The following is a 24,730-nucleotide window of genomic DNA, read 5'->3' as shown; positions in this document are numbered from 1 at the left end:
GTATATTCGCAGTACAAAGCCTCACTGATGTGGGGCTATTTTTGGGATGCCTGTTTTCTTGCATATTTAGAGATCAATGCAGTCAGTTGTTTTAGAGTAGCGCTTTAGACGAATAGGGTTGATAAAAGCCACCTGCTAAGGAGAGGTGGCTTTGGTTTGTGTGGTCAAAGTTGGACACCACCATCGGGGGTTAAAATGTTGCGCCACCATCAATGGTTAACACTTGCATGGTGGTATGTGAAGAAAGATTCGATGCCAAAAACACAGCACTGTTGGCAATTTCTTCAGGGGTCGCGATTTTTTGTAAAGGAATACCCAACTTATATTGCTCCGCAAACCCATTAATCACGCATTGTGCGCCTTGGTCGTCCTGCCACATACCAGTTTGCATTGGGGTGAGGGTTGAGCCCGGTGCTATCACGTTACAACGCACGCTGTAATTTGCCCACTCAATGCCGGCGGTCAGCGTTAATTGCGTTGCCGCAGCCTTAGAGGCGCAATAGGCAGCCATTTTCTGACGTGGCGTGTCAGCGGCATTGGAGCCTATAGTAACTAAACTACCAGTGCGCTGCTGTTTGAAATGTGCGCCACAGTACTTAATAAACGTGAAGAGGCTGGCAGCATTTACATTGTGGCAGTGTTGCCACTGGGCTAGGCTTAATTCTTCGAGTGCGCCCATCTCAAGCACTCCAGCAACATAGATTAAATTGTAGGGGGCAAGTTGTTGTTCAATGAGCTCTGTAAGCAATTGCGCCACTTGCTCTGGCTGCGAAAGGTCACAAAACACTTGTTTGTGTAGCGCATCTGTTTCACTAAATTGGCGGTCAAATCCTATGACTTTTGCACCGAGGGCGTCAAACTGCTTTGCTACCGCAAGGCCGATACCTTGGCCTACACCTGTGACCCAGACAATTTTGTCACGGTATTCTTCCTTTAAGGTTTGTTCAAGCTGCATCATAAACTCCTTATAGATATTTTTGGCGAAGTAATTCTGCGACCTGACTGAGGGTCAGTTTAGGCTGCGCAGCCCAAATTTCTGCCGCAGCAAAAATACGTGCTTGAATCGTTAAAGTGTCAGCTTCTGTGTAGCGTGCGGTATTGCTATCAAAGTCGACCGTGGCAGGCTTATCTGCTAAGAGATGAATTTGCAGCATGATATCGTCGGTGGTACCTGCGCTTAGAATATGGCTGTTTGTTGCTATGCCTGCGTATTTAGGGGCGCTAGCAAAAGGCAGTAAGTTCACTGTTGGTCCTAGGATGCTCAGTGATTTACCCAGTTTTTTTCTGTCTCGTTTGAGGGACTCAACACGATAACTCTGCACTTTCTTAAGTGCTTTAATTTGTTGATTAATGAGCGCGGTAGCAGCACTTAATTCGGTGTTTTCTTCGAAGTCTAGAGGCAAAGGTAACACATTGCTCTGAACACACGGGCAGCTCAGTTCAGGTATTGCATGGCGATTCATCATCACCATACCTAGTGTCACATGATAGTGTTGATGCTGGGCAACCAGAGATGCAGCTATCGCAGCCAGTAGTATTTCGCTGCTGGTTGTATCGGCAACTTGCGCTGCGGATTGAATAGTATGCCATATCGATTGTTCAAAGGTGGTTGTCAGGCGAGTATTTGGCTCTGCAACATCAGCTTTAGAATCACTGAAAGTATTGACCGCTGGTACAGCATCAAGCCATTGATTAAGCGTCTCTTTGGCTTGCTGTTGCTGTGCCAAATAGGCTTCACTGCTATGTAATTCGAGTAACTGCTGCTGTTGAGTGAAGCGCAGTTTAGGTAAGGGTTTACCTTTGCTGAGCGTGTTGTAACAGCGATTGAGCGATTGCAAGAATAAACCAAAGCCATAGCCATCTAGGAGTAAGTGATGAGCAACTATCAACAAGTAGTCTTGCTCCGGTGCACGCAACAAAAACAACTTCATGAGGGCTTGTTGGTTTAGGTCAAAAGGCTTCGCTAAATATGGCTTGGCAAAGTTTTGCGCAAAGGCAAATACATCTGCAGGGGCGTTTTCCAATTCTTGGCTGATGATTTCAGGCACAGTGTCATCGGGGAGCAATTTTGGCGTGTAGTCATCACCGCGTATAAAGCGACAAGCAAGCGTATCGCTTGCCTGCCAAACATGATGCAATGACTGCTGTAGCCAGTTTGCCGAGATCTTACCTTTAAATTCTAAGCACTCGGCGACGTTAAATAGCTCACCTCGACCACTTATGGTATCGAGCAGCCACATAGCATGCTGCGAATCAGTAAGCGAGAGAGGGTGGCTCATTAGTCTTCCTTACGTTCTTCTAACAGCTCTACCCAAGCAGCCAATGTTGGGATCTGGGCTAATTCAATAAAATTGGTTTCGATCCCTTGTTGTTGCCATAGGGAGATCAAGTTCATCACTTGAACTGAATCTAATCCGTAGTCGATCAGACTTTCGTGCTCGTCAAATTCGTCTTCTTCACAATCGATCAAAGTGAGAATGTGTGCTTTAAGCCCTTCAAGAGAAGTCAGATCTTGACTCTGTGTACCTAAGATTTCAGACATAGCGATCACTTTACCGCAGCGCTTTGCGACAAAGTTAAGCGCCATCATATGTTCTTCTTTACCGAAGTCGGCAATCGCATCGGCCACTAAAAATGGTTCTATGTCACGCATGAATGCATCAACGGCTGTGGTCATTACACCGATATGGCCGTAGATCCCAACAATTAATAACTGATCGCGTTGCTTATCACGCAGTTGTTGCTCAAAATCACACTTTTGAAACGCGCTGTAGCGCCATTTCGTCAACACCACGTCTTTGTCGGTTGGCGCGAGTGCATCGACAATGGGTTGCTGCGTCGGATCTTGAAGGCCTGGACCCCACATATCCGATAGTAAACCGCGCTCGTGTTTACCTTGTTTGATTGGCTGAGCCGTGTAATACACTGGAATATTGTGCTCGTAACAGTATGCTTTGAGTGCCTGAATATTCTGGATCATGGTCTCGATCAATGGATTGTCTTCACCATAGAAACCCACAAAGTAGTGTTGTACATCATGGATCAACAGTGCCGCGCGAGTGGGATCTAATTCCCAGTCAACACGGTTTTGTGGCAACTCTGCGTCACGTGGCAGCGGGTAATGGTTTAACTTTGGAATGCTCATGTTATTCTCTATTGTTCGAAAGTGGCACGCAGGGCTTTTTTATTCACTTTACCCACGGCTGTTAACGGTAGTTGTTCTACAAATTTGAATTTGTCAGGTACTTTGTAGTCGGCGATGCCGAGCTGTCGAAGGTACTTACGCAAAATCAGTGTGGTAAGCTTAACGTCTTGATCAGCAACGACGAAGGCACAGCTTTTTTCTCCAAGTGCTTCGTCAGGCATGGACACAATCGCAACTTGTTGAATGTGGTCGTGGCCAAGCAAGTGGTTTTCAACTTCTTCGGCTGCTATTTTTTCTCCGCCACGATTAATTTGATCTTTGTCGCGGCCTTCTACTATCAAATGGCCCGATGGCAGTTGTTTAACAATGTCTCCTGAACTGTAAAAACCATCCTCATCGAAAGCATTGGCATTGTGTGTTGGAGATTTGTAGTAACCTCTGAATGTATATGGGCCACGTGTCATCAGCCGACCTGATTCGCCTGAAGTGACAGGTTGTCCGTTTTCATCAACGATTTTTATTTCGTCAAGGTCACTAATAGGGCGGCCTTGGGTCGTTAGGATCAACTCCTGATCGTCATCATATCGGGTGTAATTCACAAGACCTTCAGCCATACCAAACACCTGCTGCAGTTGGCAGCCAAGTACAGGTGATACCTGTTCAGCAACACTGCGACTGAGCTTCGCGCCACCGACTTGGATCACTTGCAAGCTCGTGAGATCGGTATCAGAAGCGCTGGCATGTTGAAGCCAAAGTTGTAGTGCTGGTGGCACCAAAGCGGTGTGCGTGATGGCAAAGCGCTCAATGAGTGGGAAGCAGATCGTCGGGCTTGGATCATTGGCCAAGATCACGGTACCACCGGCGATAAACACACCCAGAGCACCAGGAGAGCTGAGTGGAAAGTTATGCGGTGCAGGCAGCGCACATAGATAGCGCGTATCACCATCAAGCTCGCAGATCTCCTTACTCGCTACGACAGAATAGAGATAGTCATTGTGTGTGCGTGGGATAAGCTTTGGTGTACCTGTGCTGCCACCTGAGAGCTGGAAAAAAGCCACATCTTCAGGATTGAGATCGTTTGCACAAAAAGTGTGTTTATGAAGGTAGCCCTGTTTTAGCTCGCTATTACCTTTGCTGTGATCTGTGATGATCTTACTCAAACAAGAAAAGCGACCGAACAGTTCATCTGTAAACTGTTCGTCACCGAATAAAGCGTGAGCCGAGGAGACGATCATCACTTTGGGTTGCAAGATCTCACAGTAACTTTGCAACTCTGTGCGCTGATGATTAAACAAAGCGCAAACCGGTGCGGCTCCCAACTTTAGGAGGGCAAAGTAAGTAATGTAAAACTCAATGCTGTTGGGTAATTGAACAACGGCAGTATCGCCTCGTTGGAGGCCCTGCGACTTGAGATAACCTGCAAGGTTATCACTGTAGTCATTAAGCTCTGCATAGGTAATTTGGCGTTGGCCGTCAGCAACGGCGATACCTTGACTATTATTTGTCAACTGATCAGATAGGATCGTAGTCAGCGGTTTATCTTGCCAATAACCTTTGGCGCGGTATTGTGCGGCCAGCTCAGCTGGCCAAGGTGTGTATTCGATGCTCATATATTTTACTTGTTAAAACTGGAATAAGCTTGCTGTACCGATAAGGCATTCAGCATCGTTTTAAGTTTGGCTTCGGTTTCTAACCACTCGGATTTTGGATCAGAAGCGGCGACAATACCTGCTCCTGCAAACAGACGCGCAACGCGTTCTTTTAACTCGCCGCAGCGGATCACAACTACCCACTCTCCGTTGCCATGTTGATCGCACCAGCCGATGATCCCCGAAAACAATCCGCGATCATGACCCTCTAAATCGAGAATGTGTTGATAAGCAGGTTTCGTGGGTTTACCGCACAGTGCAGGTGTCGGGTGTAACTGATTCGCTAACCCTAAAATATGGGTTTCTGGATCTTTTAATTGTCCAGAGATCACGGTAGACAAATGCCACATGGTTGCCGTGCTGAGTAGATCTGGCTCAGCGGGGATCGTCAGGTTGTCACACACGGGCTCAAGCAACTGGCGCATGTCTTTGATCACCACGGCATGCTCGTAACGATCTTTTTTCGAACTAAATAGAACAGCGCGACGCTGTGCCTCAACTTTTTCGCACGGATCGCGCGGGATCGAGCCGGCTAGAGGGTTACTAATCACCGTTTGATCTTGCTTGCTTAACAATAGCTCTGGACTAACACCCATTAATACCGCATCACTTTGAGTAGGAAATGCAAAGTGGTAACCCGATTGGCTTTGCTGCAACAGTTGATTCAGTACATGCTTGCGGTTGAGTGGTTTTGAAAACTCTAAATCGACTTGTTTGCTCAGCACGATTTTTTCAAGTAAATCTCTGTTAAACAGGGACTTCGCATCCTTAACTGTTTGCTCAAAGTGGGTTCTATCTTGCAGATAATTTACTGCTTTTAGCGAATTGCTGATGGCATCCGTTTCAGTAACTTGGGCATTAAGCCACTGGCTAAACACACTTTTGTCCCAACGCGCGACAGTTTTTGGAATGATAAACTGAGCGTTTTGGTGTTTGCAAAAAGGCAATACACCAAAGGCGATTGCATTGTCGCTTTCTCCTTGGTGTACACGCATTTGTGACTGAAGTTCCTCGACTAAATATTCGGTATTAGCAATGGGGATACTAAAGCGGTGCTTGATACCATGACCAAGTAAGCAGTTATTGCCTGATACAAAAAGACAATCTTGATCTAATAGAAATTCGCCCAAAGACTGAGCTTGCGCTAAGTTGGATATTTCGCCAGCATGCATAATGTAACCTTTTTGCGTTGTCATTCGACTGCTGCAATAAATGCGGTCAGCCCTCAATGTGTGTTCAAGACGTGTCAATCACAAAAAGATTTAGTGCTGTGTAAGATTGTTCTGTTCTGACTATATTACGCGCAGTGACAACGGGGTTGCGACGTATCAGCTTTTAGGAAACGAAGTTAATCAAAAAGTGCATTTAAATAGGGAGGTTAAACACGCAGCAATTGCGGGCCTCACACTGATAATGGGTCAATTTCGCGAATTGTTTGTGCTCCTTGCATAAATGCACTGTGGATTATGAATTTTTTTGCACAGCTCTCGTCCTGTATCTAGTCCTAGTCCTAATTAACGAAAAGAGAAGTAACGTGCTTGCTAATCTAATCCGCGCCACTTGGTGGCGTTTTGTTGCAACGGCCGTCACCAGTACCTTGTTTGGCCTTGCCAGTGTTGCGCTAGTTGCGCTGATCAATGAAATTATCAATAGCTCTTCGGAAGCGCGCTCTGAACAGTTTACCTACTTTGCCATTTTGGCAATCTCAGGTGTTATCCTGCAGTTATGCTCAAAAATATTTGCAGAGCAACTGACAGAGCAAAGTCAGGCAACGGTAAGAAATCAAGTCGCTGAACATGTCGTAAATGCTGAGTTCAATGATGTGGAGGCGCAAGGCGCTGGCAAAATTAAATCGTGTTTAACGGAACACAGCCTACGTGTGTCGGAGTTTTTCCAGCGTTTACCGGGGATTTTAACTAATGCCATGATAGTACTGGGCAGTTTTGCTTACATGGCTTGGTTAGATTGGCGAGTATTTATATTTGCCGTGTTAACTCTGGTTGTGGGTTCTATTGGATATAGCCTTGCCAATGCGACGGCATTTAAAAAAGTGACTGAAGCAGCACGAGTTCAAGACACGCTGTATAGCCAGTTTGACTCAATTTATGATGGTGCTAAAGAGCTGAAGTTGCATAAATCAAAGCGTCGTATTTTTGTTGATCAAGTGATTGGAGACACCATTAAATTACTGCGCACGCGTCGAGTGCAAGGGGCAACTATTTACCACTATGCTGCATCTTGGGGCGGGTTCAGTATTTTTGCATTTATTGGGGGCGCATTGTACTTCCTATCAGGGCAAGGCAATGAAGCCACCAAAGTCATGTCAGGCTTTGCCTTATTGTTCTTGTACATGCTGACGCCGCTTGAGGTGATGTTAGCCGCGATACCAAAAGCTGCAGCGGCTAAAGCATCGGCTAACACCATTACCGAAATGACGTCAAAAATGCATTTAATTGCTCAAACGCCTCAAACTCAATTAGAAACTTTCGACAAAATTGAGCTAAAAGCACTTAGCCATGGATATTATCACGAGCAAAGTGATGAAGTGTTTGCGTTAACCCCGATTGATTTGACGTTAAATCGAGGAGAGATAGTTTACCTAGTAGGCGGTAATGGCAGTGGTAAAACGACGTTTGCTAAACTGCTATGTGGCTTATATCCTGCGAATGAAGGGGATCTACATGTTGACGATAACCACATTAGTGCCGCCCAGTTAGATGGCTATCGCCAATTATTTAGTGCCGTATTCAGTGATTTTCATTTATTTGATAGGTTACTTGATTGCCAAGACAAAGTCTTACAAGAAAAGGGCAATGCGCTGATTAAAAAGCTGAATTTACACCACAAAGTGGCAATCAAAGATGGCGCGTTTACCACCCAAAAGCTGTCTCAAGGACAGCGCAAGCGATTAGCCTTGGTCGTGACGTATTTAGAAGATAGGCCTTTTTACATTTTCGATGAGTGGGCAGCAGATCAGGACCCCGTGTTTAAGGATGTGTTTTACAAAGAGTTGTTACCGGAACTCAGTGCGAAAGGCAAAACTATTTTTGTCATCACCCATGATGACAAATACTTCCACCTCGCTGATAGACTCCTGCGTATGGAAAATGGCTGCCTAACAGAGTGTACAAATCACCTTGCTAGCAAAATGGTAGGGTAGCCAGTAAAGTGTAAAGTCTTTGACGATGCATACTAAAGCACACGCTGTCAGTGTCCATCGTCAACGACGGTCACATAATTTACTTTTTTTAAAGTGTCGTATTTCTCCATAACCCCTTCCTTTTTCACTAAAACCCGCATTTATGTAATTTTTATTACTAAAATTTCGATTTTTTGAATAGAAAACAAATAAAAAGAAAATAAACGCTTTCTTAATTATGCAATTAATATGTACAATGATAATGATTATCATTGTACATATTAATTTAAGGAGGGTGCTGTGTCTGCATCATTGGGTCGACTAGGTCGTTTTTCTCCACTTTATTGCGGTGTTGCTTTGGCACTGAGCGCGCACAGTGGCGCCGCGCTAAGTGATGAGCAGCAAGAGTTGGAAAAAATAGTTGTTACCGGGCAGAAAATCGATAGAAGCTTGCAAGAAACGCCCACCAGTGTAGCTGTTATCACGTCAGCGGCTATGGAAAAAGAGAATATTCAAGACTTCTATGACATTACTATGCGTACCCCGAACGTATCTGGTGATCCAAGCACAGGTTATCGCATTCGTGGTATCGATTCATACACCATTACCGGTGGTGGCAATGGTGGCCTAGCGCGTATTTACGTTGATGGTGCAGCATTGTCTGAAGACATGACGGCAGCAGGTGCGTTTTCAACATGGGACTTACAGCAAGTTGAAGTACTTCGTGGTCCCCAATCTACGCTGCAAGGGCGCAGTGCCTTGGCGGGTGCCGTGGTTGTTAAAACTCGTGAAGCAGAGCACACTTCTTCTGGTAAAGCGCGTGTAATCTACGGACAAAATGGCGAACAGCAAGCCGCTGTTGCATTTGGTGGCAGTTTAATCGAAGATGAGTTGGCATTTCGCGTAGCGGCTGAGCATAAACAGCAAGAAGGTGAAATATACAACCCTGTGCTGAACAAAACCATGGATGACAAAGAAAGTGATTTTGTGCGTGTCAACCTAGCCTATACGCCTTCTACAATGACTGAACTAACGGCGCGTTTAAGTTACTCAAATTTCAGCAGCGAGAATGGCACTTTATTCCAATCAAATACTTCGCCAGATGCAAAATACCCTGTAAACGATTTATTTGATAAAAGATACCTGTTCATTAATACCGATGCATACACTGAAAATGACTCTGAGCGCTGGGTACTAAATGTAGATTATGATTTCTCAGCTCAGTGGCTGGTTTCTTATACGGGTTCATACAGTGACAGTGATTACACGCGTTTAAATGACAGCGACTTTGGCATTGCTAAATCGGATGTATGGCAACAAACAAATGATGACAAACGTCGCGGTCATGAGCTTAAGTTCACTTATTCAGGTGATAAGCTCAGTGGTATATTTGGTGCGTTTGTTGCGAATGATGATCGTAACATGACGACAGCATCTCAAATTAGTTATGGTTTCGTTGAGACAGGTGTGCGTGATCAGCTGATTGCCCAATTTACAAAATTAGGTTTACCAGCAGAAGTGATGGCTGATCAAGTGATAGGTATTTATCGCGCGGCTGGTGCTGATCCCGTGATGGTAAACGGTGCAACAAACCCAATTGAAGAAGTCGAAAACCAAGCGATCTTTGGTGATTTTGTCTATCAAATAAATGATCAGTGGTCGGTATTTGGTGGTGCGCGTTGGGATAAAGAGACGCGTGTAAACTCATCGGTTGCAAGTCAAACTTTAGCGCCTGAAACAACATTACCGGATCCAAAAAGCTTTGCACAAAACCCATTGATGGTTGAACTTATCACGGGTGTTAACCAGTTGATTGCAGCTAACGCGCAGCGTGCATCTGGTGTGCAGCCTCGAGCTGAAGAGTCTTTTACAACCTTCTTACCTAAAATTGGCTCTACCCTACATATCGACAAAGATATGTCAGTCAGCTTGAGTTATCAAAAAGGTTACCGTTCAGGTGGTTTGGGCGTAAATACGACCAAAAATACGATTTACACCTATGATCCAGAGTACACGCATAACTATGAATTAAGTCTACGTAGTACATGGCTTGATGAACAGTTGGTACTAAATGCCAATGCATTCTATATCGATTGGCGTGACCAACAGGTGCGTGTGCAGCTGTCTGGCAACCTGTTTGACCTAGAAGTGGCCAACGCGGGTAAGTCTGAGGTAAAAGGCTTTGAAACCAGTCTTGATTACGCTTGGTCGGACACCACGAAGGTATTTGCTGGGCTAGGGTATGCTAAAACTGAGATCACAGACTTTGAGTTTAATCGCTCAGAAGTTGTAACGGGTGATGATTTTGTCGGTCGTGCATTTCCAAAAAGTCCAAACTGGACAGCAAACCTAGGCGTTGATTATGACTCTGGCACAGGTTGGTTGGCCAATATCAATGTAAACTATCAAGATGGTGCGAAACAGTTTGCAGCGCCAGTTTATCAGACTGTTGATGAGAATGGCGACCGCGTATTAGACGATCCAGATATTCTTGGTCGCACAATCGTAAATGCGCGTGTTGGTTATAAGCCTGCTGACTGGGGTGTATTCTTGACGGTTGATAACCTACTCGATCGCGAATATATCAATTCACAAGGTAGTCGCCGTTGGAACTATGTTGAATTGGGCCAACAGAGACAAGTGGCATTACAATTAGAATACAGCTTCTAATAATCTAACCATTAAAACAACGGTGCCTTTGCACCGTTTTTTATGTTGTATTGTTATTGTCGCAAATGTACACACTCGGTTAATACCATATTGTGTGCGTACTGATAAAAAACTGTGATTTCGAAACCTTGTGGTAGCGTTTCATGAAGTGACGACGTGAGTGCAAAACGTAACGAGTTTTCACTGCAACCTATAAGACGTGCGGCATCGAATCCAAAAAACCTGTGCACTTGGCCGTAGAGTGCTTTGTAAATGCTTTCTTTGGCAGAAAAAACAAGTGTGAGCGGCTTACCATGTAGCTGACCAAGCTGCGCAAACGCTTCGTTTTCATCTTCTCTGAGAATTTGTCCTTGTAGCTCCAACTCTTGTTTGTCAGCCATATAGTGCTCTATGTCGATGCCAATTCCCAAAACATTCTCGGCATCGGTGACCATGGCCATTGCAATTCCTTTACTGTGGGTGATGGCACCACAGATTTTTGCGGGCCAAATGGGCGCGCGATCTTCTCCACTGAGAACCTCAAAATGGGTGATGCCTAGGGGAGCCATAGCTTTTGCAGCACATACTCTACCTGCCAAGTATTCAGCTTTACGTTTCGCCACTGCGCGTTGCAGCTTGATGGGCAATGATTGGTTAAAATATGTGTAATCGTCATCCTGATATTGGCTAGCATCAAATGCTGTGGAGTGAAACGAGTAGGGCAATATGGGTGTAAAAGGTGACTGTTCAGTGATGTGCATGTACAACTCCTCGACTAAGCCAACGTAGTGTGTCCTATCCCAGACGAGGATGCAAGTTTACTAATATTAACAAAAGCTTATTTGCCACCAAGTGTGGTAAATATAGCAGGGTTAGTCAGGTTTATAGCGGATGCATTTAGCATGTTGTAACGGCACAAACTTGTCTGCTCGCGAAAAATAGAGCACACATAAGTCATCTCTTATTTGTAACTCAAATGCACTGATGGGTAACTGTGAAAGCTCTACTGTCATCAGGGCAGGGTTTTCTCTCAATTTAGACTGCCCCCCAGCATTGATTATCAGCTGGGGAGAGTGAGTGAGTGCATTGTAAGCCAGCGTCGGCGGTTTGCCCCCTTTTAAGGTGACAATGGCCTGTTGTAGCTCTGAAATCACCGAAGGCGACGTTTCGCTCAATAACGCCGGTACAGGTTGGACTTTGTCGTTACTATGACAAGCACTCACAGAGAGTGCTATTGCCAAGGTTGTAAGCCATGATCTAGTCATTCGAGGGCTCTTTCATTGGTGTATAGATGGCACCCTGTCTGAATGGGTGATATGGCAACGAAAAATTGTTACTCATATTTTGCTCTACGACATCTTGAGTAACAGCAGATCGGGATGCACGTGCTACCGTTACTGGGCAATTGCCAGTAGAAATATGATGTAATGCGCCAGCCAATAACCCTTCGGTTTGGTCACCCAGTGCTTTGCTAAAGTCATCTGATATTTTGCACCCAGGTATCCTTGCATCAAGGCCTATTTCACCTACTAACTGTTCACTAGGCGTAATAACAAAGCCGTCTTCGTAATCACCAAACCCTTTGTTGTTGGCTGACTTGTTTTGAATAGTATAGTACACAGTCCCGCAGTTTTGCTGTGGGACAAAGCCATAAGGCTTACCGCGGGTGTTGTCGCCAATTAATATTACCTCTATATCAATGCCACGTAGCGCGTTAATGACGCTTTCACTCGCTGAAGCCGTACCGCTGGTAGTGAGCATGTAAACACGTTTCATATTCGCCGCAGGTAATTTATCGTCGTTATAGGTCAATGTATTCCAATTGATAGACTGGTCTACAAAACCCAGAGGCTCGTTTTGGGCACTTTGCTTATCGTTATGGGTTTTCACTGAAAAGTTGCGGTTATTATGCTGATCTCCAGCAATCATATATGCGACTTGTGAAGCTTGAAACACCAGACCACCGCCGTTATAACGCATGTCTAGTACCAATTCATCGAGGCTACTAAATTGATTAAAACCACTTATAAGCTCAGGCTGTGCACTAGCAATAAATTGGTTAAATTGCATATAACCCACTTGCTTACCCTCAAACTCAAAAACTTGGGTTTTGCGCACAGGTTCTAATTCGAGGTCGAGGGCAGTTAAAGAGAGCTGCTTTTCTTCACCATTCTGACCGAGTAAAGTTAGCACGACGGTTTGATCTTTAGCCGGAGAAAAAGCGCTAATAATTTGATTGAATTGGGCTGTGTCTTGGTTATTAAATGTCGTAAAGTCTAGGTCACCTACTTTGAGTAACCTGTCCCCACGCTCAACGCCTGCTTGGGCTGCCGGAGAGTTTGCAGTGACATAGGCTACATAGGCCATACGAGTTTGCGGAATCGTCCAGTTAATACCAAAACTGGCAGATACGCCGTCTTGAGACTCTTTCTTAAAATCTTCGTAGCTTTCGCTGAAATGAAACTCGTCTTTATCCCTGCCACTGGCAGTGGTCAAAGGTGTTTTTAATTGTTCGAAATACGCCGCGACAGTTGAAAACTGACTGGGATCATTATCAATTATTTCGTCATACCAAAGGTAGGTCTCGTTACTAAAAGAGCGCAACCACATTTTTTCATGCGTTGCTGTGCCGGCTGCGTCTGGGTATGGTGTATTCTCAAATGGGTCAATGCCTGAACGAGGCGTTGCACACAAATTAGCGAATTCACTTGAAGGACGGAATTGACCAGCTTGCCAAGTTGGCGGTGTGGTTTGCGGGTCAGGGGTGACCACAGGATTGTTATTTGAACTGCCTCCCGAAGAACCACCGCACCCTGCGAGAAAGGCTGTTGTCATTGCTAAACCAATAGCAAGGTAGAGATTATTTTTTTGTCTCATATTCCGTTCCTAATTGCTGCAGGCGTAACACTTTTAATAAAGACCTTATTAAAAGTGGTACGCGCTTTCAATATGTATGTCCAATATATTTATTATGGGCTCAAATTATCAACTGTTATGCAAGATTACAATGACAACACCCTATATTTGTACCTGTTTCTGAAGGATATTAGGATTTTCACTTTTTCTAGGAGCGAGCCTTATTCCGCCCAGAGAGAAAAGAGTCTACGTTGCCGCTTACTGAGTTTAAGCCCATAGGTCTTATGCATATAAAAATAAGCCTGCGCTATTTGCTTTCGAGCATAATAGGGGGGTTCTATAATACGCTGTTTGAAGTCAATTTTTACGTCACATGCGCCATGCTGATAAGGAGTGTGGGGAAGTAATCCAAAGCGAAAGTTACTGCGGTCGGCATTGATTTCTCCAATTGCAGGAGCGAGGTTATGTATGTCGGCTTCCATTTGGCGAAATTTAGCGCTGATTTTACGGCAGTTTTTGCGTCCGCCATTTTGCCAGCACTGGAGCTGGTGGCCAAACTCCCAAGCAGGTACTATGTGCTCCCACTCTATTCGAGTTGCACGCACATTCGGCTTACCGTTTCGGGTAACGGGCTTTCTAGGTTGATAACCGCAGCCAGCAGGATCAGGGGTAAGTTTCTTGCCCTGCTTTTTGATCTCGCAACTACAGTATATGGTTGTATCATGTGGTGTTATCTGACGCGTTAAATATTTCTTTGCTTTATAAAAGCTATCGAAAGATTGGGCGTGGACTGCTGTGGTTAACAACAGCAATGCCACACCCAAAGGGATTACTTTGAGCATGCCTCTCACCTAAGGTGGACTTCAGGACTGTACTCATCGTAACGAAATAAACGGCAATATGTGATTAATTACGTTGAATGCGTCTGCGTCGCCATGGTGGTGATTGCAAGAGTAATATCATACCACTGATACAAAACAGTACACTGGTAGCTGAAAACGAAATTAGCAACGGGTTGTTAAAGTCATCTCGTTCGTCGTAATCCATAATATGCAACATCCAGAAAAAGTCGAAAATTCGCCACAATGTGCTGCGTACTGTAATGACTTGGCCTGTAATACTGTCCAGATATATCGTTGTACTAACCCAATCTCCATATTCAACACGCCAAATGTTGTTACGGTATTGAACTTCTCTTGGGCCTTTTTCTAGCAGCTCAATTGTGGCTAACTGCGCGTTACCCAAATAATGGGCATGCGCTTGTTGGCGAACTTGAGACTCAGATGGTGGTTGCACTGGCATGCCACTTTGTCCATCAAAAAAGTGGATGGTTTTGCCTGTGACTTTGATAATAGGGCGTTCAAGAAAATGCGTATATTCAATTTTTTGTAAATTGACGATAGTGTGTTTTATGTCGTCTAAGCTCGCGGTGTAGTCTTTAGCATGAAAAGGGTTTTCCAACTGCCTCTGAGCTAAGTGTTTACCATGCACCATTTCTAATGGAATAGCACTCATCACAAAACCACCAAGCAGCCAAGCAAAGATCTGCAGAGCAAGTAAATAGCCAAGGTATTTGTGTATTTTTCTGGCAGGTTTTAGGGCTGTTTTATTCATTACTCTATTTTTTAGTCAAAATTGCTGATAGCTTATTGAAATTAACGTAAAATCCAAGGTGACAAATTGTCGCACCCAAAAGTATGACTTTAAAGGGGGGCTGACGCTCATTATGTGGTAATTTGCGGTATGAACATTAAATAATTAGCGGGCTTAGGTCCCATCACAAAGCAAGGTAACGCACTCGCAATGTCAGAAATCCAATTTTTAAATGTCGATTTAGAGCTAGAGTCCAAACACGACATCTCCGCTTTGGTTGAGGATCTAAAGCGCAATGCTGTTGTATTACACTATGACAAAGATGAATATAGAGAGCTCGCTAGAATTGAATCTAGTGCTGAAGTCACCAGTCCTAACAAGGCGATTAACCACTTATGTGAGTTAATTGAGTCGTGCTCAAAAGCTGCGTTGAAGCAATGGTTGGGATGTAAAAAACGTACCTTTGATATTGGTTTTACCTCAGGCACCGCTCCTAAGTGCTACTCTCAGGCAATTGACGTTGATACTTTATTGCGTATATCTGCTATTGGTGCAGGTATTGAGATTACACTTTACCCCCTAGAAAAATAATTTTTCATCTTATGCAATATTGCTGTCAGTGCTGATTATGGTACATGACAGCAGTAAGCAAAATCTTTCCAATTTTAATGAGCATTTAAGCGACTTTTTTGAGCTTTTACTTGAGAACAAGATTTTAGTTCACGTTATTTTTAATTAAAAACCCATAATAGGTAAAATGTTGAGATTAACTTGATTGTTTAAAATAACTGAATAGGCTGCTTGAATTACCATTCTAAGCTTGTTCTTACATTTCTGAAATACTCTATATGTCAGCGCGAAACTCCTATCCAATATATCATTAAGTACCTGCAATATATTAATTTAATTTTTTGTATTTTAGTTCCTGTTGCAATGTATAAGGTGTGGTTTAGATGCCAAACTGGCTTCTTTTTGCTAATGCCACAGTTCTGTAATTCTTATTATTGCGATAATTCATTATCCAGTTTTTTGTTTAAATAATTGGTAAAGTCTTATATATCATTATGATATGGATGTTGTGAATTTTTTCATGTTAATCTGTTATTAATATCTTGATAAATCTATTGTGCTGTTTTATCGTGGTGTTGCACACATAGTTGTTTATCTTAGGGCAAATAAAAAACACACGGATTATTTCAAGGAAATGTTATGAATAGGTTACTTAAGTTTGTGGCGCTGAATTCAGCCATAATGATAACCAGTACAGCAGCTATTGCCGATCAACTATCGAGCGTCAATCGCGCTTCTTTAAGTGCATTAGAATCGATAGATAGGTTTAATTCGCAAAGTATACAAGTTGCAGATATCAAAAGAGTTGTGGCTCAGACAGTGGCTTTGGAATTAAGCTCCAAGCAAGCTGGTTGGTTAAATCAATTGAATAGTGCTAATAAACTGAACTTTTCGGACTTAGGCCTACCTGCGACTAGTGCGCAATTAAGTGCACAAGCCAGTGAACAAACTCGACAGTTAAAAGGACTATCTAGCCAAGGTAGTAACGTATACCAGCTACGCTTAGCGGATGATTCAATGCTATCGCAATGGCAAGGTGGTCAAGTGCCTCTAATCGCTTTTGCACCCCGTGGCGATGATACAGAATGGTTACATGTTGAAGCATTTGATGCAAATGGTGAGCTACATTTATTAGACGCACAAAAAATGCCTACTCGTCCGGTATTGGTTGTAGAGTTGGATAAACAACTCGTACAACGCGAAGGCATTGAAGTGATGCGCAAAGTTTTCAATCAAAATCGCGAACTTGTTGGTGGCAACAGCAATACACTGTCTTTAGGGTTTTTGGAGCAACAAGCTGCACCTATATCCACTTCTGTTATAAGCCGCATTCGTTTAAATGACGACAAAGAGCCTTGGATCTCTGGCGCAGCAGAGGTGTACGCCGTGGTAAATGGGGTGAGTCCAACCCGTGACGAGCCAGCTTTAGACGTCGTGGATTTACCTTACTTAGATCATGATGGCCAAGATTACACGCCTAACCAGATACTTATTCATTGGGAAAGATACCGTTGGCAGGCAGCTGATGTATTGTTGATGGAGCATGATGACAATACAAACTATCAAGAGCTTGCAACAACCTTCTTGAATATTGTGACGCAAGTAATGAGGTTGATACCAGATCCTAACGTGCAAGGCTACGCGATTATTCCTCAGTTAACCAATGAGTTAATCAAGGCAATGCCGAGTCACTGGTTCACCAATGATGATGATTATGTTGATGTATTTTATACGTTATTTGAAAACCGCCAATACAACAATGTAATGGGGGCAAGCAATAACGCGAAAATGACTTTATCTCCCTTAACGATAGAGCCAAGGTAAGTACACTTGTAAATCGCGGCGGTGGTGGAAGATCAAAACGGTTTACAGGATAGGAAGAAGGTTAGCTTACCTTTATTAAACACTCACGTAGACTCTGCGCTGAGTATGTTGCGCGGCCTAATGGATTAGGCCGCTTTTTTCTTTACAGCTGTTTTAACACGTTAAAACAGCAACAGTATGCCACCCTAGTTACCAAATTTTTTCGACAAATTCTGGATGGTCAACATAAGGGTTACGGTTGCCTTGGTATTCATAGGCCGCTTGATTACGCGCACGCTCTAAATCATCCACTGGGTCTTGTTGGTGCCACCGTTTAAGAAGTGCAACTACCCAAGGTTCAAAAACCACATTCGCAGTACCATTTAATACATCGTTGCCGTAGCTAGATTTATTCTGCCAACCAGCAACGACATTTTCATAGCGTGTTGCCATGTAGAAATAAATACGCGCAATGTCTCCTTTGAACTGGTCGATGGGCTCAAAGACTGTACCTGAGTAATTGATACCACTGGCACTTCCCAGCCTACTACCGTTGCTGGAGGAATAACTGGCACTACCAACCTCACCAAATGGGTAGCTATTGCGCTTTGCGTTAACAAAACCATCTGAAGCGAAAATATGATGCACATCAGAGTTCATTGGTTCTACTTTGCCACCAAACCAGCTCTTAGGAAATGAGTGCTCTCGATTGTAACAATCACCTTCGCCTCTGTAGCTACCACATTGATCGCCTACCGCTGTAAAGCTCACGGTATCAGCAGTGGTTGGCTTTTCAGAATATCTATCCAACACGGTATTGTCCTTCTCAAAGAAGCTGTCGCGTTCGTACTGATCAATGAAGGACCAAAGGGCACTGTAACCACGGTTGTTGTGATCTTTAATGATCGCATGCAGTTGAGATTTTAGTGTAAATCCTGATAGACCAGCGGCAGATGCGTAGTAACCAGTTGGGTCTTGGCCACCGCCACCATCACCATTCCCTAGAGTGAATTGTTTTTGCTCTTGGTTACTAAATTGGCCACCAGAAACCAGTACTTGATTATTGAATGTTAATTCATAACTACCATTGCCCTGTGAACAGCAAATGCCATCTCCATAGCTATCAGAAATAATAAATGTGTATGTATCGTCTGCTAAACATAGTGACTCGGTATATGTCGTGGTATTGGCGTAGCCATTGCCACTTTTTATTACTTGTCCTTGCTTGTTTTTCAACTCCCAACTTGTCTCGTTGGCATAGTTATCGGTGACAAGTTTAAATTGGACTGGGTTTTGTTGGCATTGGGTAGGAGGAGGAGGAGTTGTCGTTGTGTCACTTGGCATAAAGTGATCTACATACACCACTTCTGAGCCATCAAACCCGTTTGTGTCATAAAATCGCAGGCCGACCTCAATGTTTTTACTGCTGTTGGCTGTATATTGATAGGTTAATTGCTGCCATTGGGCAGTTTGATTTTCGTTGGAGTAACCCCTGTAACCATCAACATATAACCTTGCTTTTACATTGCCTTCGGTGTGATAGACCCATGTACTGAATGTATAGCTTTGTCCACCAGTGACAGAAATCGTCTGTCGCAAGTCGGTACGACCCTGCGTCGCTGTATTTACTGTAACAGCAGCGGCGCTTTGACCGTCTTTTATAGGCGAACTTACTTGGCTAAGTGTAATGCCAGTATCAATAGTAGACCAATTACTCGGCGTGCTTTGTAGCCAATTTTCAAAGCTACCATTGCTGATTTCAGCGCTTACTGTTGGGCAAACTAACCCAATTAAAACAGCAGTCTTTATACTGAACCTGTGATTTTTACGGTGTTTCATTTTTCTCTCTTATTGTTTTGAGTAGGTTAATTAAGGTCAGATAATGTACTTGATGGTTATTAATATGTTAAGTAACTTTTGATCAAAAAATGTTCACTACTTTTAATCTGTTTTATTTGGAGTTTTTTTCTTTTCATAACTAAAAGGAATAACAAAGCAGATACTGTTCTTTTTTTTGTGAGATAGGAACAGTATCCTGCATGCTATAAAATGACCTGAACAATCAGGTGCGAGAGCAAGTAAATCGAAATGGGTTACGGGGAATAATCAATGTTGTTGAGTCAACTGAGTGCTGCGGCAAGTCCGCTTTCACAAGAACAACTGCAAAAGTTACAAGGGTTGGTGGCTGAGCTTAATCCAATTCAACAGGCTTGGGTGAGTGGTTACTTGGCTGCTAATGCCAATACTGCGGCGCTCGGTGGCGTAATCGGGCAAACGGCTGCACCTGCGCAAGAAGCAGCACCACTTACTATTTTATATGGTTCGCAAACAGGCAATGCCAAAGGCGTTGCGGCACAGCTTGAAGCACAAGCTAAGGCTCGTGGTTTAACGGCTAAGCTTGTTAACATGGCCGATTATAAGCCGGGCAACTTGAAAAAAGAAAAGTTCATCGCTGTTGCTGTTTCTACATACGGTGAAGGTGAGCCACCTGAAGACGCAGAAAATCTACATGAATTTTTGGTTGGCAAAAAAGCGCCAAAGTTAGAGGGTGTAAAAATCGCCGTACTTGGGTTGGGTGATTCTAGCTATGAGTTTTTCTGTCAAACTGCCATTGATTTTGAAGAGCGCTTGCAAAAGCTGGGTGCGCAAAGCGTTGTGGCACGTGCTGACTTAGATGTCGATTATGATGAGCAAGCAGAAGCTTGGATTGCATCTGCCTTAGATGCACTTGAACCAGAGTTAAAAGCACAGCAAAGTGCTGGCGGTGCCAATGTAGTAAATGCGCCATTTGGCGCACCGCAAGCTGCACATAGCCAATATACAAAACAGAACCCTTTTACAGCTGAAATTTCGTCAGCAGTTAAGATTACTGGACGTGATTCGACTAAAGATGTTCGTCATATTGAAATCGACCTCGAAGGGTCTGACATAAGCTACCAACCAGGTGATGCACTTGGTGTGTATTTCTTAAATGACGAAGCGCTGGTTGATGAAGTACTCATTGCCTTAAATATTGCTGCTGATGCCGAAGTTAAGCTAGGCGAAGATACGTTAAGTGTTCGAGAAGCATTAATTGAAAAGCTAGAGTTGACACAATCTTACCCTGGCTTTGTCGAAAAATATGCTGCGGCAACTGGGAATGAGGAACTTGCACAGTTGGTGACCGACAAAGCGGCACTGCGTGAGTATCTAGATGCCCGTCAGATATTTGATGTTATTAGACAAAATCCAAGCGACATTGCAGCACAAGCCCTTGTGGACTGTTGTCGTAAAATCCAAGCGCGTTTGTACTCGATTGCTTCAAGCCAAGCAGAGGTAGAAGAAGAGGTGCACTTGACTGTGGGGCTAGTTGAATTCGAAGCCTTTGGTGAGCAACATTATGGTGGCTGTTCAGGCTTCTTAGCACATTGCGTAGAAGAAGGTACAAAGGTCAAAGTATTTAGCGAACACAATGATAACTTCCGTTTGCCAGCTGACGATAACACGCCTGTAATCATGGTTGGTCCAGGTACTGGGATTGCGCCTTTCAGAGCGTTTTTACAGGAGCGTGATGCACGTGAAGCGGAAGGTGAGAACTGGCTGTTCTTTGGTAACCCACACTTTACACAAGATTTCTTATACCAAGTTGAAGTTCAAGGGTATGTGAAATCTGGAATGCTAAATCGTGTTGATTTGGCATTTAGTCGGGACCAGGCAGAGAAAATTTACGTCCAAGATCGTATTCGTGAGAAGGGCGCAGACGTTTTTGCTTGGTTAGAGAAAGGTGCACATTTCTACGTATGTGGTGATGCCACGCGTATGGCTAAAGATGTACACCAGGCACTGTTGGACATTGTTAAGACCCATGGTGGAAAAGACGATGAGCAGGCCGAGCAATATTTAAAAGAGCTGCGTAGTGCTAACCGTTATCAAAAAGACGTCTATTAATAGACGTCATAACGCACTTATTTTCCGTCACAGCATACGAATTTAGGAATGACAATGAGCAACCAAGATTACAAGCCAAATAGTAAGCACGATCCCGATGCAAAATTTGCTGACAACGAGCGATTAAAAACCGATAGTGAACACTTACGTGGCACCATCGAAACTGATTTAGGTGATCAGTTAACGGGTGGTTTTACCAAAGATAACTTCCAGCTGATCCGTTTCCACGGTATGTATCAGCAAGATGACCGTGATATTCGTGCCGAGCGTGTCAAGCAAAAGCTTGAGCCGCTACACAATGTAATGCTACGTGCGCGTATGCCTGGCGGGATTATTAAGCCAGAGCAGTGGTTAGCAATTGACAAATTTGCTGAAGAGAAAACTTCTTACGGGAGTATCCGTCTTACAACGCGTCAAACTTTCCAATTTCACGGTGTGTTAAAACCACATATTAAAGAAATGCACTTAACACTTCATGATGTTGGCATTGACTCGATTGCAACGGCGGGTGACGTAAACCGAAACGTTTTATGTACAACGAACCCTGTAGAATCTGAGCTACACCAAGAAGCGTATGAATGGGCTGCAAAAATTTCTGAGCATCTACTACCTAAGACGCGCGCGTATTTAGAAATTTGGCTCAATGGTGAGCGTAAAGACTCGACAGAGCTAGAGCCTATCCTAGGTTCAACATACTTGCCACGTAAGTTTAAAACGACTGTTACTATTCCACCAAACAACGAAGTTGACGTGCATGCAAATGACTTGAACTTTGTAGCAATCGCGGAAGAAGGCAAGTTAGTTGGTTTTAACGTGTTAGTAGGTGGTGGATTGGCAATGACACACGGCGATGTGAACACCTACCCACGTCGTGCAGATGATTTTGGTTTTATCCCGCTAGAGCACACCTTAGCAGTGGCAGAGCACGTAGTGAGTGTACAGCGTGACTGGGGTAACCGTGTAAATCGTAAAAATGCAAAGACCAAATACACGCTCGACGCGTTTGGCATTGATGCTTTCAAGGCTGAAGTAGAGAAACGTGCAGGTGTTACATTTGAACAGAGCCGTCCTTACGAATTTACCCACCGCGGTGACAGCTTCGGTTGGGTAGAGGGTATTGATGGCAAACATCACTTGACGCTGTTTTTACAGAGTGGCCGTATTCTTGACTACCCTGAAAAGTCGCTAAAAACTGGTTGTCGCAAGATTGCAGAAATCCATAAAGGTGACTTCCGTATGACTGCGAATCAAAACTTGATCATTGCAGGTGTGGCGGAAGAAGACAAAGCACAGATCGAACAGATTGCCCGTGAACACGGTTTAATTGACGACACACATACAGAGCAAAGAAAGAGCTCTATGGCGTGTGTGGCAATGCCGACGTGCCCACTTGCAATGGCTGAAGCAGAGCGTTACTTACCTGACTTAGTTGAAAAAACGGAAGCATTGCTTGCGAAACATGAAATCGCAAATGATGACATTATTTTACGTGTTGTTGGCTGTCCGAATGGTTGTGGCCGTGCCATGTTGGCAGAAGTAGGCTTAGTAGGTAAAGGTCCGGGTAAATATAACGTTTATCTTGGTGGTAACCGTGAAGGTACACGTGTACCGAAACTTTACTTAGAGAATGTGGGTGAAGAAACATACCTACCTGCATTAGATGAATTAATTGGTCAGTGGGCTTCAGAGCGCAACGAACAAGAGTGTTTTGGTGACTTTGTTATTCGCAAAGGCATTGTTGCAGAAGTGAAAGTTTCTAAAACGGATTTCCACGCTTAATTAATGGGCGCTTCGCGCCCGATAATAGGACAAGCTATGAGCGAGTTTAAGCAAATATTGACGTTAGACAAGGCAACACAACAAGCGTTGCTTGCCGATGCTAACGGCATGTTGGTACAAAAAAGTGTCGAAGAGCGTGTTGCTTGGGCACTTGAGAACTTGCCTGATACCCATATGCTGTCATCCAGTTTTGGTATTCAGGCAGCGGTGATGTTGCACCTGGTATCACAGCAAAAAAAAGATATTCCTGTGGTCTTAACTGACACCGGTTACCTATTTCCTGAGACGTATCAATTCATTGATGATTTGACACAAAGACTAAACTTAAACCTTCGGGTCTATCGCAGTGACTATAGTCCTGCTTGGCAAGAAGCTAAGTTTGGCAAATTGTGGGAACAAGGTGAAGAAGGGATTAAAAAATACAATACACTAAATAAAGTTGAGCCAATGACGCGTGCTTTAAAAGAGCTGAATGTTGGCACATGGTTTAGTGGTTTACGCAGACAGCAGTCGTCCTCTCGTGCTGACAAGCCGGTTTTAGAGATCAGCCGAGGTAGTGTAAAGGTGTATCCGATTATTGAGTGGAATAATCGAGATGTATATCAATACCTAACGAAACATGACTTGCCTTACCACCCTCTTTGGGAGCAAGGTTATGTGTCAATGGGGGATGTACACACAACCCGAAAACTTGAGCCGGGTATGACTGAAGAAGAAACGCGTTTCTTTGGGTTAAATCGAGAGTGTGGCCTTCATATTGATGGCGATGGTATTTAAATACTTGTAATACATGTACTAATTCTTGTGACTAAACAGCTGCTCTTATCGAGTGGCTGTTTTAGTTTGTAGGTCACTAAATATTGTTATTTATGGATTGATAATTTTCTACTCAATTGTCAAACTCTAGCTTAGAAAGAGCTATACTCTAAAGGTGTGGCCTCAAGAAACAGGGAGTGCCTAAATGAAATATTCCAGTTACCTCATCATTATGATCATGCTTATCGGGCTTGGTTCTTTATTTGTCATTAAACGTCCGGACGGAAAACCTTGGCTTAGTGTAGATATGATTTTTGGCAATGCGCAGCAGCAAGCAAGTGCACTGCTAGATCAGTCAAAGCGAGAGTTAGGCAAGGCCGTCGATTCAGCTAAGAAAGTGCTTAATGACGATGAGCAAACAGCAACTTCACAAACAACAATTTATAAGTGGCAAGATGCAAAAGGAAATTGGCATTATTCAGACAGGCCAAATAGTCGAGTAAAAAGTCAAGTTCATACGCTTGATCCTACTAAAATGACTATTATGGCTGCTGAAAATACTGAGATTTTGGAGCAGCTACGTCAAGAAAAAAGCCCCTCTGATGGCAAGATTGATGTAGATAATATGAAGCCAACAGATGTGAAAAAACTGGTGAAAGATGCACAGAATGTGCAAAAACTCATAGATCAACGTGCCAAAGCGCTCGAAGATATTTAACACCAAAATATGAGATAAAAAAGGCTGTATTATGCCTGTCTCGTATACACAAATCCTCGCTAAGAAATTAGCGGGGATTTTTTTGAACTAAACTTCCTTAGTGTGATCAGATCTTCAAACCATATACCGAAGAAGATAATCATTGA

At 43.7% G+C, this 24,730-nt stretch carries 19 protein-coding genes; 8 read left to right on the top strand and 11 right to left on the bottom strand.

Annotated elements, in window-relative coordinates; all coding sequences use genetic code 11:
- Positions 1–190: 190 nt before the first annotated feature.
- Genes dhbA through N482_RS12240 form a run of 5 tightly spaced genes read right to left on the bottom strand, consistent with a single transcriptional unit; the run spans position 191 to position 5,990 of the window.
- Positions 191–955 (bottom strand): 2,3-dihydro-2,3-dihydroxybenzoate dehydrogenase, encoded by a 765-nt coding sequence (dhbA, locus tag N482_RS12260; protein WP_063377308.1) that lies wholly within the window; start codon positions 953–955, stop codon positions 191–193.
- Positions 956–965: 10 nt separating this feature from the next.
- Positions 966–2,279: a condensation domain-containing protein gene (locus N482_RS12255; protein ID WP_063377307.1), complete on the bottom strand. Its 1,314-nt coding sequence runs from the start codon at positions 2,277–2,279 to the stop codon at positions 966–968.
- Positions 2,279–3,145 (bottom strand): isochorismatase family protein, encoded by an 867-nt coding sequence (locus N482_RS12250; protein ID WP_063377306.1) that lies wholly within the window; start codon positions 3,143–3,145, stop codon positions 2,279–2,281. The genes N482_RS12255 and N482_RS12250 overlap by 1 nt, the downstream gene beginning before the upstream one ends.
- An 8-nt stretch (positions 3,146–3,153) precedes the next feature.
- Positions 3,154–4,755 carry a (2,3-dihydroxybenzoyl)adenylate synthase gene (locus tag N482_RS12245; protein ID WP_063377305.1) on the bottom strand — a complete coding sequence of 534 codons (1,602 nt, stop codon included), beginning with the start codon at positions 4,753–4,755 and terminating at the stop codon, positions 3,154–3,156.
- Positions 4,756–4,760: 5 nt separating this feature from the next.
- Positions 4,761–5,990, bottom strand: coding sequence for an isochorismate synthase (locus tag N482_RS12240; RefSeq protein ID WP_231100853.1), 1,230 nt, complete (start codon positions 5,988–5,990; stop codon positions 4,761–4,763).
- Positions 5,991–6,328: 338 nt separating this feature from the next.
- Between N482_RS12240 and N482_RS12235 the strand changes: the two genes are divergently transcribed.
- Together N482_RS12235 and N482_RS12230 are read left to right on the top strand one after the other, a co-directional pair.
- Positions 6,329–7,954 carry a cyclic peptide export ABC transporter gene (locus N482_RS12235; protein WP_063377304.1) on the top strand — a complete coding sequence of 542 codons (1,626 nt, stop codon included), beginning with the start codon at positions 6,329–6,331 and terminating at the stop codon, positions 7,952–7,954.
- Positions 7,955–8,233: 279 nt separating this feature from the next.
- On the top strand, positions 8,234–10,603 hold the full coding sequence (locus N482_RS12230; RefSeq protein ID WP_081227928.1) for a TonB-dependent receptor: 2,370 nt from the start codon (positions 8,234–8,236) through the stop codon (positions 10,601–10,603).
- 53 nt (positions 10,604–10,656) lie between these two features.
- On the opposite strand, the gene N482_RS12225 is transcribed toward N482_RS12230, so the two are convergent.
- The 5 genes from N482_RS12225 to N482_RS12205 all read right to left on the bottom strand — a co-directional run bounded on the left by N482_RS12225 (position 10,657) and on the right by N482_RS12205 (position 15,052).
- A complete protein-coding gene (locus N482_RS12225; RefSeq protein ID WP_063377303.1) occupies positions 10,657–11,343 on the bottom strand; it encodes a 4'-phosphopantetheinyl transferase family protein in 687 nt (228 codons plus the stop codon).
- Positions 11,344–11,454: 111 nt separating this feature from the next.
- Positions 11,455–11,847 (bottom strand): hypothetical protein, encoded by a 393-nt coding sequence (locus N482_RS12220; protein WP_063377302.1) that lies wholly within the window; start codon positions 11,845–11,847, stop codon positions 11,455–11,457.
- Positions 11,840–13,459 (bottom strand): S41 family peptidase, encoded by a 1,620-nt coding sequence (locus N482_RS12215; protein ID WP_063377301.1) that lies wholly within the window; start codon positions 13,457–13,459, stop codon positions 11,840–11,842. Before N482_RS12215 ends, N482_RS12220 begins: the two co-directional genes overlap by 8 nt.
- A 200-nt stretch (positions 13,460–13,659) precedes the next feature.
- The gene (locus N482_RS12210; protein ID WP_063377300.1) at positions 13,660–14,280 is read right to left on the bottom strand and encodes an endonuclease; all 621 of its coding nucleotides are present in this window, start codon (positions 14,278–14,280) and stop codon (positions 13,660–13,662) included.
- Between the two features lie 64 nt (positions 14,281–14,344).
- A complete protein-coding gene (locus N482_RS12205) occupies positions 14,345–15,052 on the bottom strand; it encodes a hypothetical protein (RefSeq protein ID WP_063377299.1) in 708 nt (235 codons plus the stop codon).
- 189 nt (positions 15,053–15,241) lie between these two features.
- On the opposite strand from N482_RS12205, the gene N482_RS12200 reads away from it, so the two are divergent.
- Both N482_RS12200 and N482_RS12195 read left to right on the top strand, forming a co-directional pair.
- Positions 15,242–15,622 carry a hypothetical protein gene (locus N482_RS12200; RefSeq protein ID WP_063372490.1) on the top strand — a complete coding sequence of 127 codons (381 nt, stop codon included), beginning with the start codon at positions 15,242–15,244 and terminating at the stop codon, positions 15,620–15,622.
- 618 nt (positions 15,623–16,240) lie between these two features.
- The gene (locus tag N482_RS12195) at positions 16,241–17,425 is read left to right on the top strand and encodes a DUF3103 family protein (protein ID WP_063377298.1); all 1,185 of its coding nucleotides are present in this window, start codon (positions 16,241–16,243) and stop codon (positions 17,423–17,425) included.
- A 189-nt stretch (positions 17,426–17,614) separates the two neighbouring features.
- Here the strand turns inward: N482_RS12195 and N482_RS12190 are convergent, their stop codons facing one another.
- The gene (locus tag N482_RS12190; protein WP_063377297.1) at positions 17,615–19,243 is read right to left on the bottom strand and encodes an endonuclease; all 1,629 of its coding nucleotides are present in this window, start codon (positions 19,241–19,243) and stop codon (positions 17,615–17,617) included.
- 270 nt (positions 19,244–19,513) lie between these two features.
- Here N482_RS12190 and N482_RS12185 point away from each other — a divergent pair, with 270 nt between their 5' ends.
- The 4 genes from N482_RS12185 to N482_RS12170 all read left to right on the top strand — a co-directional run bounded on the left by N482_RS12185 (position 19,514) and on the right by N482_RS12170 (position 24,584).
- Entirely contained in the window at positions 19,514–21,331 is a 1,818-nt protein-coding gene (locus tag N482_RS12185; RefSeq protein ID WP_063377296.1) for an assimilatory sulfite reductase (NADPH) flavoprotein subunit, read from the top strand.
- A gap of 54 nt (positions 21,332–21,385) precedes the next feature.
- Entirely contained in the window at positions 21,386–23,110 is a 1,725-nt protein-coding gene (cysI, locus tag N482_RS12180; protein WP_063377295.1) for an assimilatory sulfite reductase (NADPH) hemoprotein subunit, read from the top strand.
- Positions 23,111–23,146: 36 nt separating this feature from the next.
- Positions 23,147–23,887, top strand: a complete 741-nt coding sequence (locus N482_RS12175; RefSeq protein WP_063377294.1) for a phosphoadenylyl-sulfate reductase — start codon at positions 23,147–23,149, stop codon at positions 23,885–23,887.
- A gap of 184 nt (positions 23,888–24,071) precedes the next feature.
- Entirely contained in the window at positions 24,072–24,584 is a 513-nt protein-coding gene (locus tag N482_RS12170; RefSeq protein ID WP_063377293.1) for a DUF4124 domain-containing protein, read from the top strand.
- Positions 24,585–24,730: the final 146 nt, after the last annotated feature.

Source organism: Pseudoalteromonas luteoviolacea NCIMB 1942 (assembly GCF_001625595.1).
In the GTDB taxonomy this organism is placed as follows: Bacteria; Pseudomonadota; Gammaproteobacteria; order Enterobacterales; family Alteromonadaceae; genus Pseudoalteromonas; species Pseudoalteromonas luteoviolacea_A.
This window is presented reverse-complemented; position numbering and strand designations above follow the sequence as displayed.

What these genes read in the sequence shown, in the direction of transcription:
- N482_RS12195 (WP_063377298.1), top strand. Translation starts at nt 16,241, where the DNA reads ATGAATAGGTTACTTAAGTTTGTGGCGCTGAATTCAGCCATAATGATA.
- N482_RS12250 (WP_063377306.1), bottom strand. Translation starts at nt 3,145, where the DNA reads ATGAGCATTCCAAAGTTAAACCATTACCCGCTGCCACGTGACGCAGAG.
- N482_RS12170 (WP_063377293.1), top strand. Translation starts at nt 24,072, where the DNA reads ATGAAATATTCCAGTTACCTCATCATTATGATCATGCTTATCGGGCTT.
- N482_RS12175 (WP_063377294.1), top strand. Translation starts at nt 23,147, where the DNA reads ATGAGCGAGTTTAAGCAAATATTGACGTTAGACAAGGCAACACAACAA.
- N482_RS12255 (WP_063377307.1), bottom strand. Translation starts at nt 2,279, where the DNA reads ATGAGCCACCCTCTCTCGCTTACTGATTCGCAGCATGCTATGTGGCTG.
- dhbA (WP_063377308.1), bottom strand. Translation starts at nt 955, where the DNA reads ATGCAGCTTGAACAAACCTTAAAGGAAGAATACCGTGACAAAATTGTC.
- N482_RS12190 (WP_063377297.1), bottom strand. Translation starts at nt 19,243, where the DNA reads ATGAAACACCGTAAAAATCACAGGTTCAGTATAAAGACTGCTGTTTTA.
- N482_RS12215 (WP_063377301.1), bottom strand. Translation starts at nt 13,459, where the DNA reads ATGAGACAAAAAAATAATCTCTACCTTGCTATTGGTTTAGCAATGACA.
- N482_RS12245 (WP_063377305.1), bottom strand. Translation starts at nt 4,755, where the DNA reads ATGAGCATCGAATACACACCTTGGCCAGCTGAGCTGGCCGCACAATAC.
- N482_RS12225 (WP_063377303.1), bottom strand. Translation starts at nt 11,343, where the DNA reads ATGCACATCACTGAACAGTCACCTTTTACACCCATATTGCCCTACTCG.
- N482_RS12200 (WP_063372490.1), top strand. Translation starts at nt 15,242, where the DNA reads ATGTCAGAAATCCAATTTTTAAATGTCGATTTAGAGCTAGAGTCCAAA.
- cysI (WP_063377295.1), top strand. Translation starts at nt 21,386, where the DNA reads ATGAGCAACCAAGATTACAAGCCAAATAGTAAGCACGATCCCGATGCA.
- N482_RS12220 (WP_063377302.1), bottom strand. Translation starts at nt 11,847, where the DNA reads ATGACTAGATCATGGCTTACAACCTTGGCAATAGCACTCTCTGTGAGT.
- N482_RS12240 (WP_231100853.1), bottom strand. Translation starts at nt 5,990, where the DNA reads ATGACAACGCAAAAAGGTTACATTATGCATGCTGGCGAAATATCCAAC.
- N482_RS12205 (WP_063377299.1), bottom strand. Translation starts at nt 15,052, where the DNA reads ATGAATAAAACAGCCCTAAAACCTGCCAGAAAAATACACAAATACCTT.
- N482_RS12185 (WP_063377296.1), top strand. Translation starts at nt 19,514, where the DNA reads ATGTTGTTGAGTCAACTGAGTGCTGCGGCAAGTCCGCTTTCACAAGAA.
- N482_RS12210 (WP_063377300.1), bottom strand. Translation starts at nt 14,280, where the DNA reads ATGCTCAAAGTAATCCCTTTGGGTGTGGCATTGCTGTTGTTAACCACA.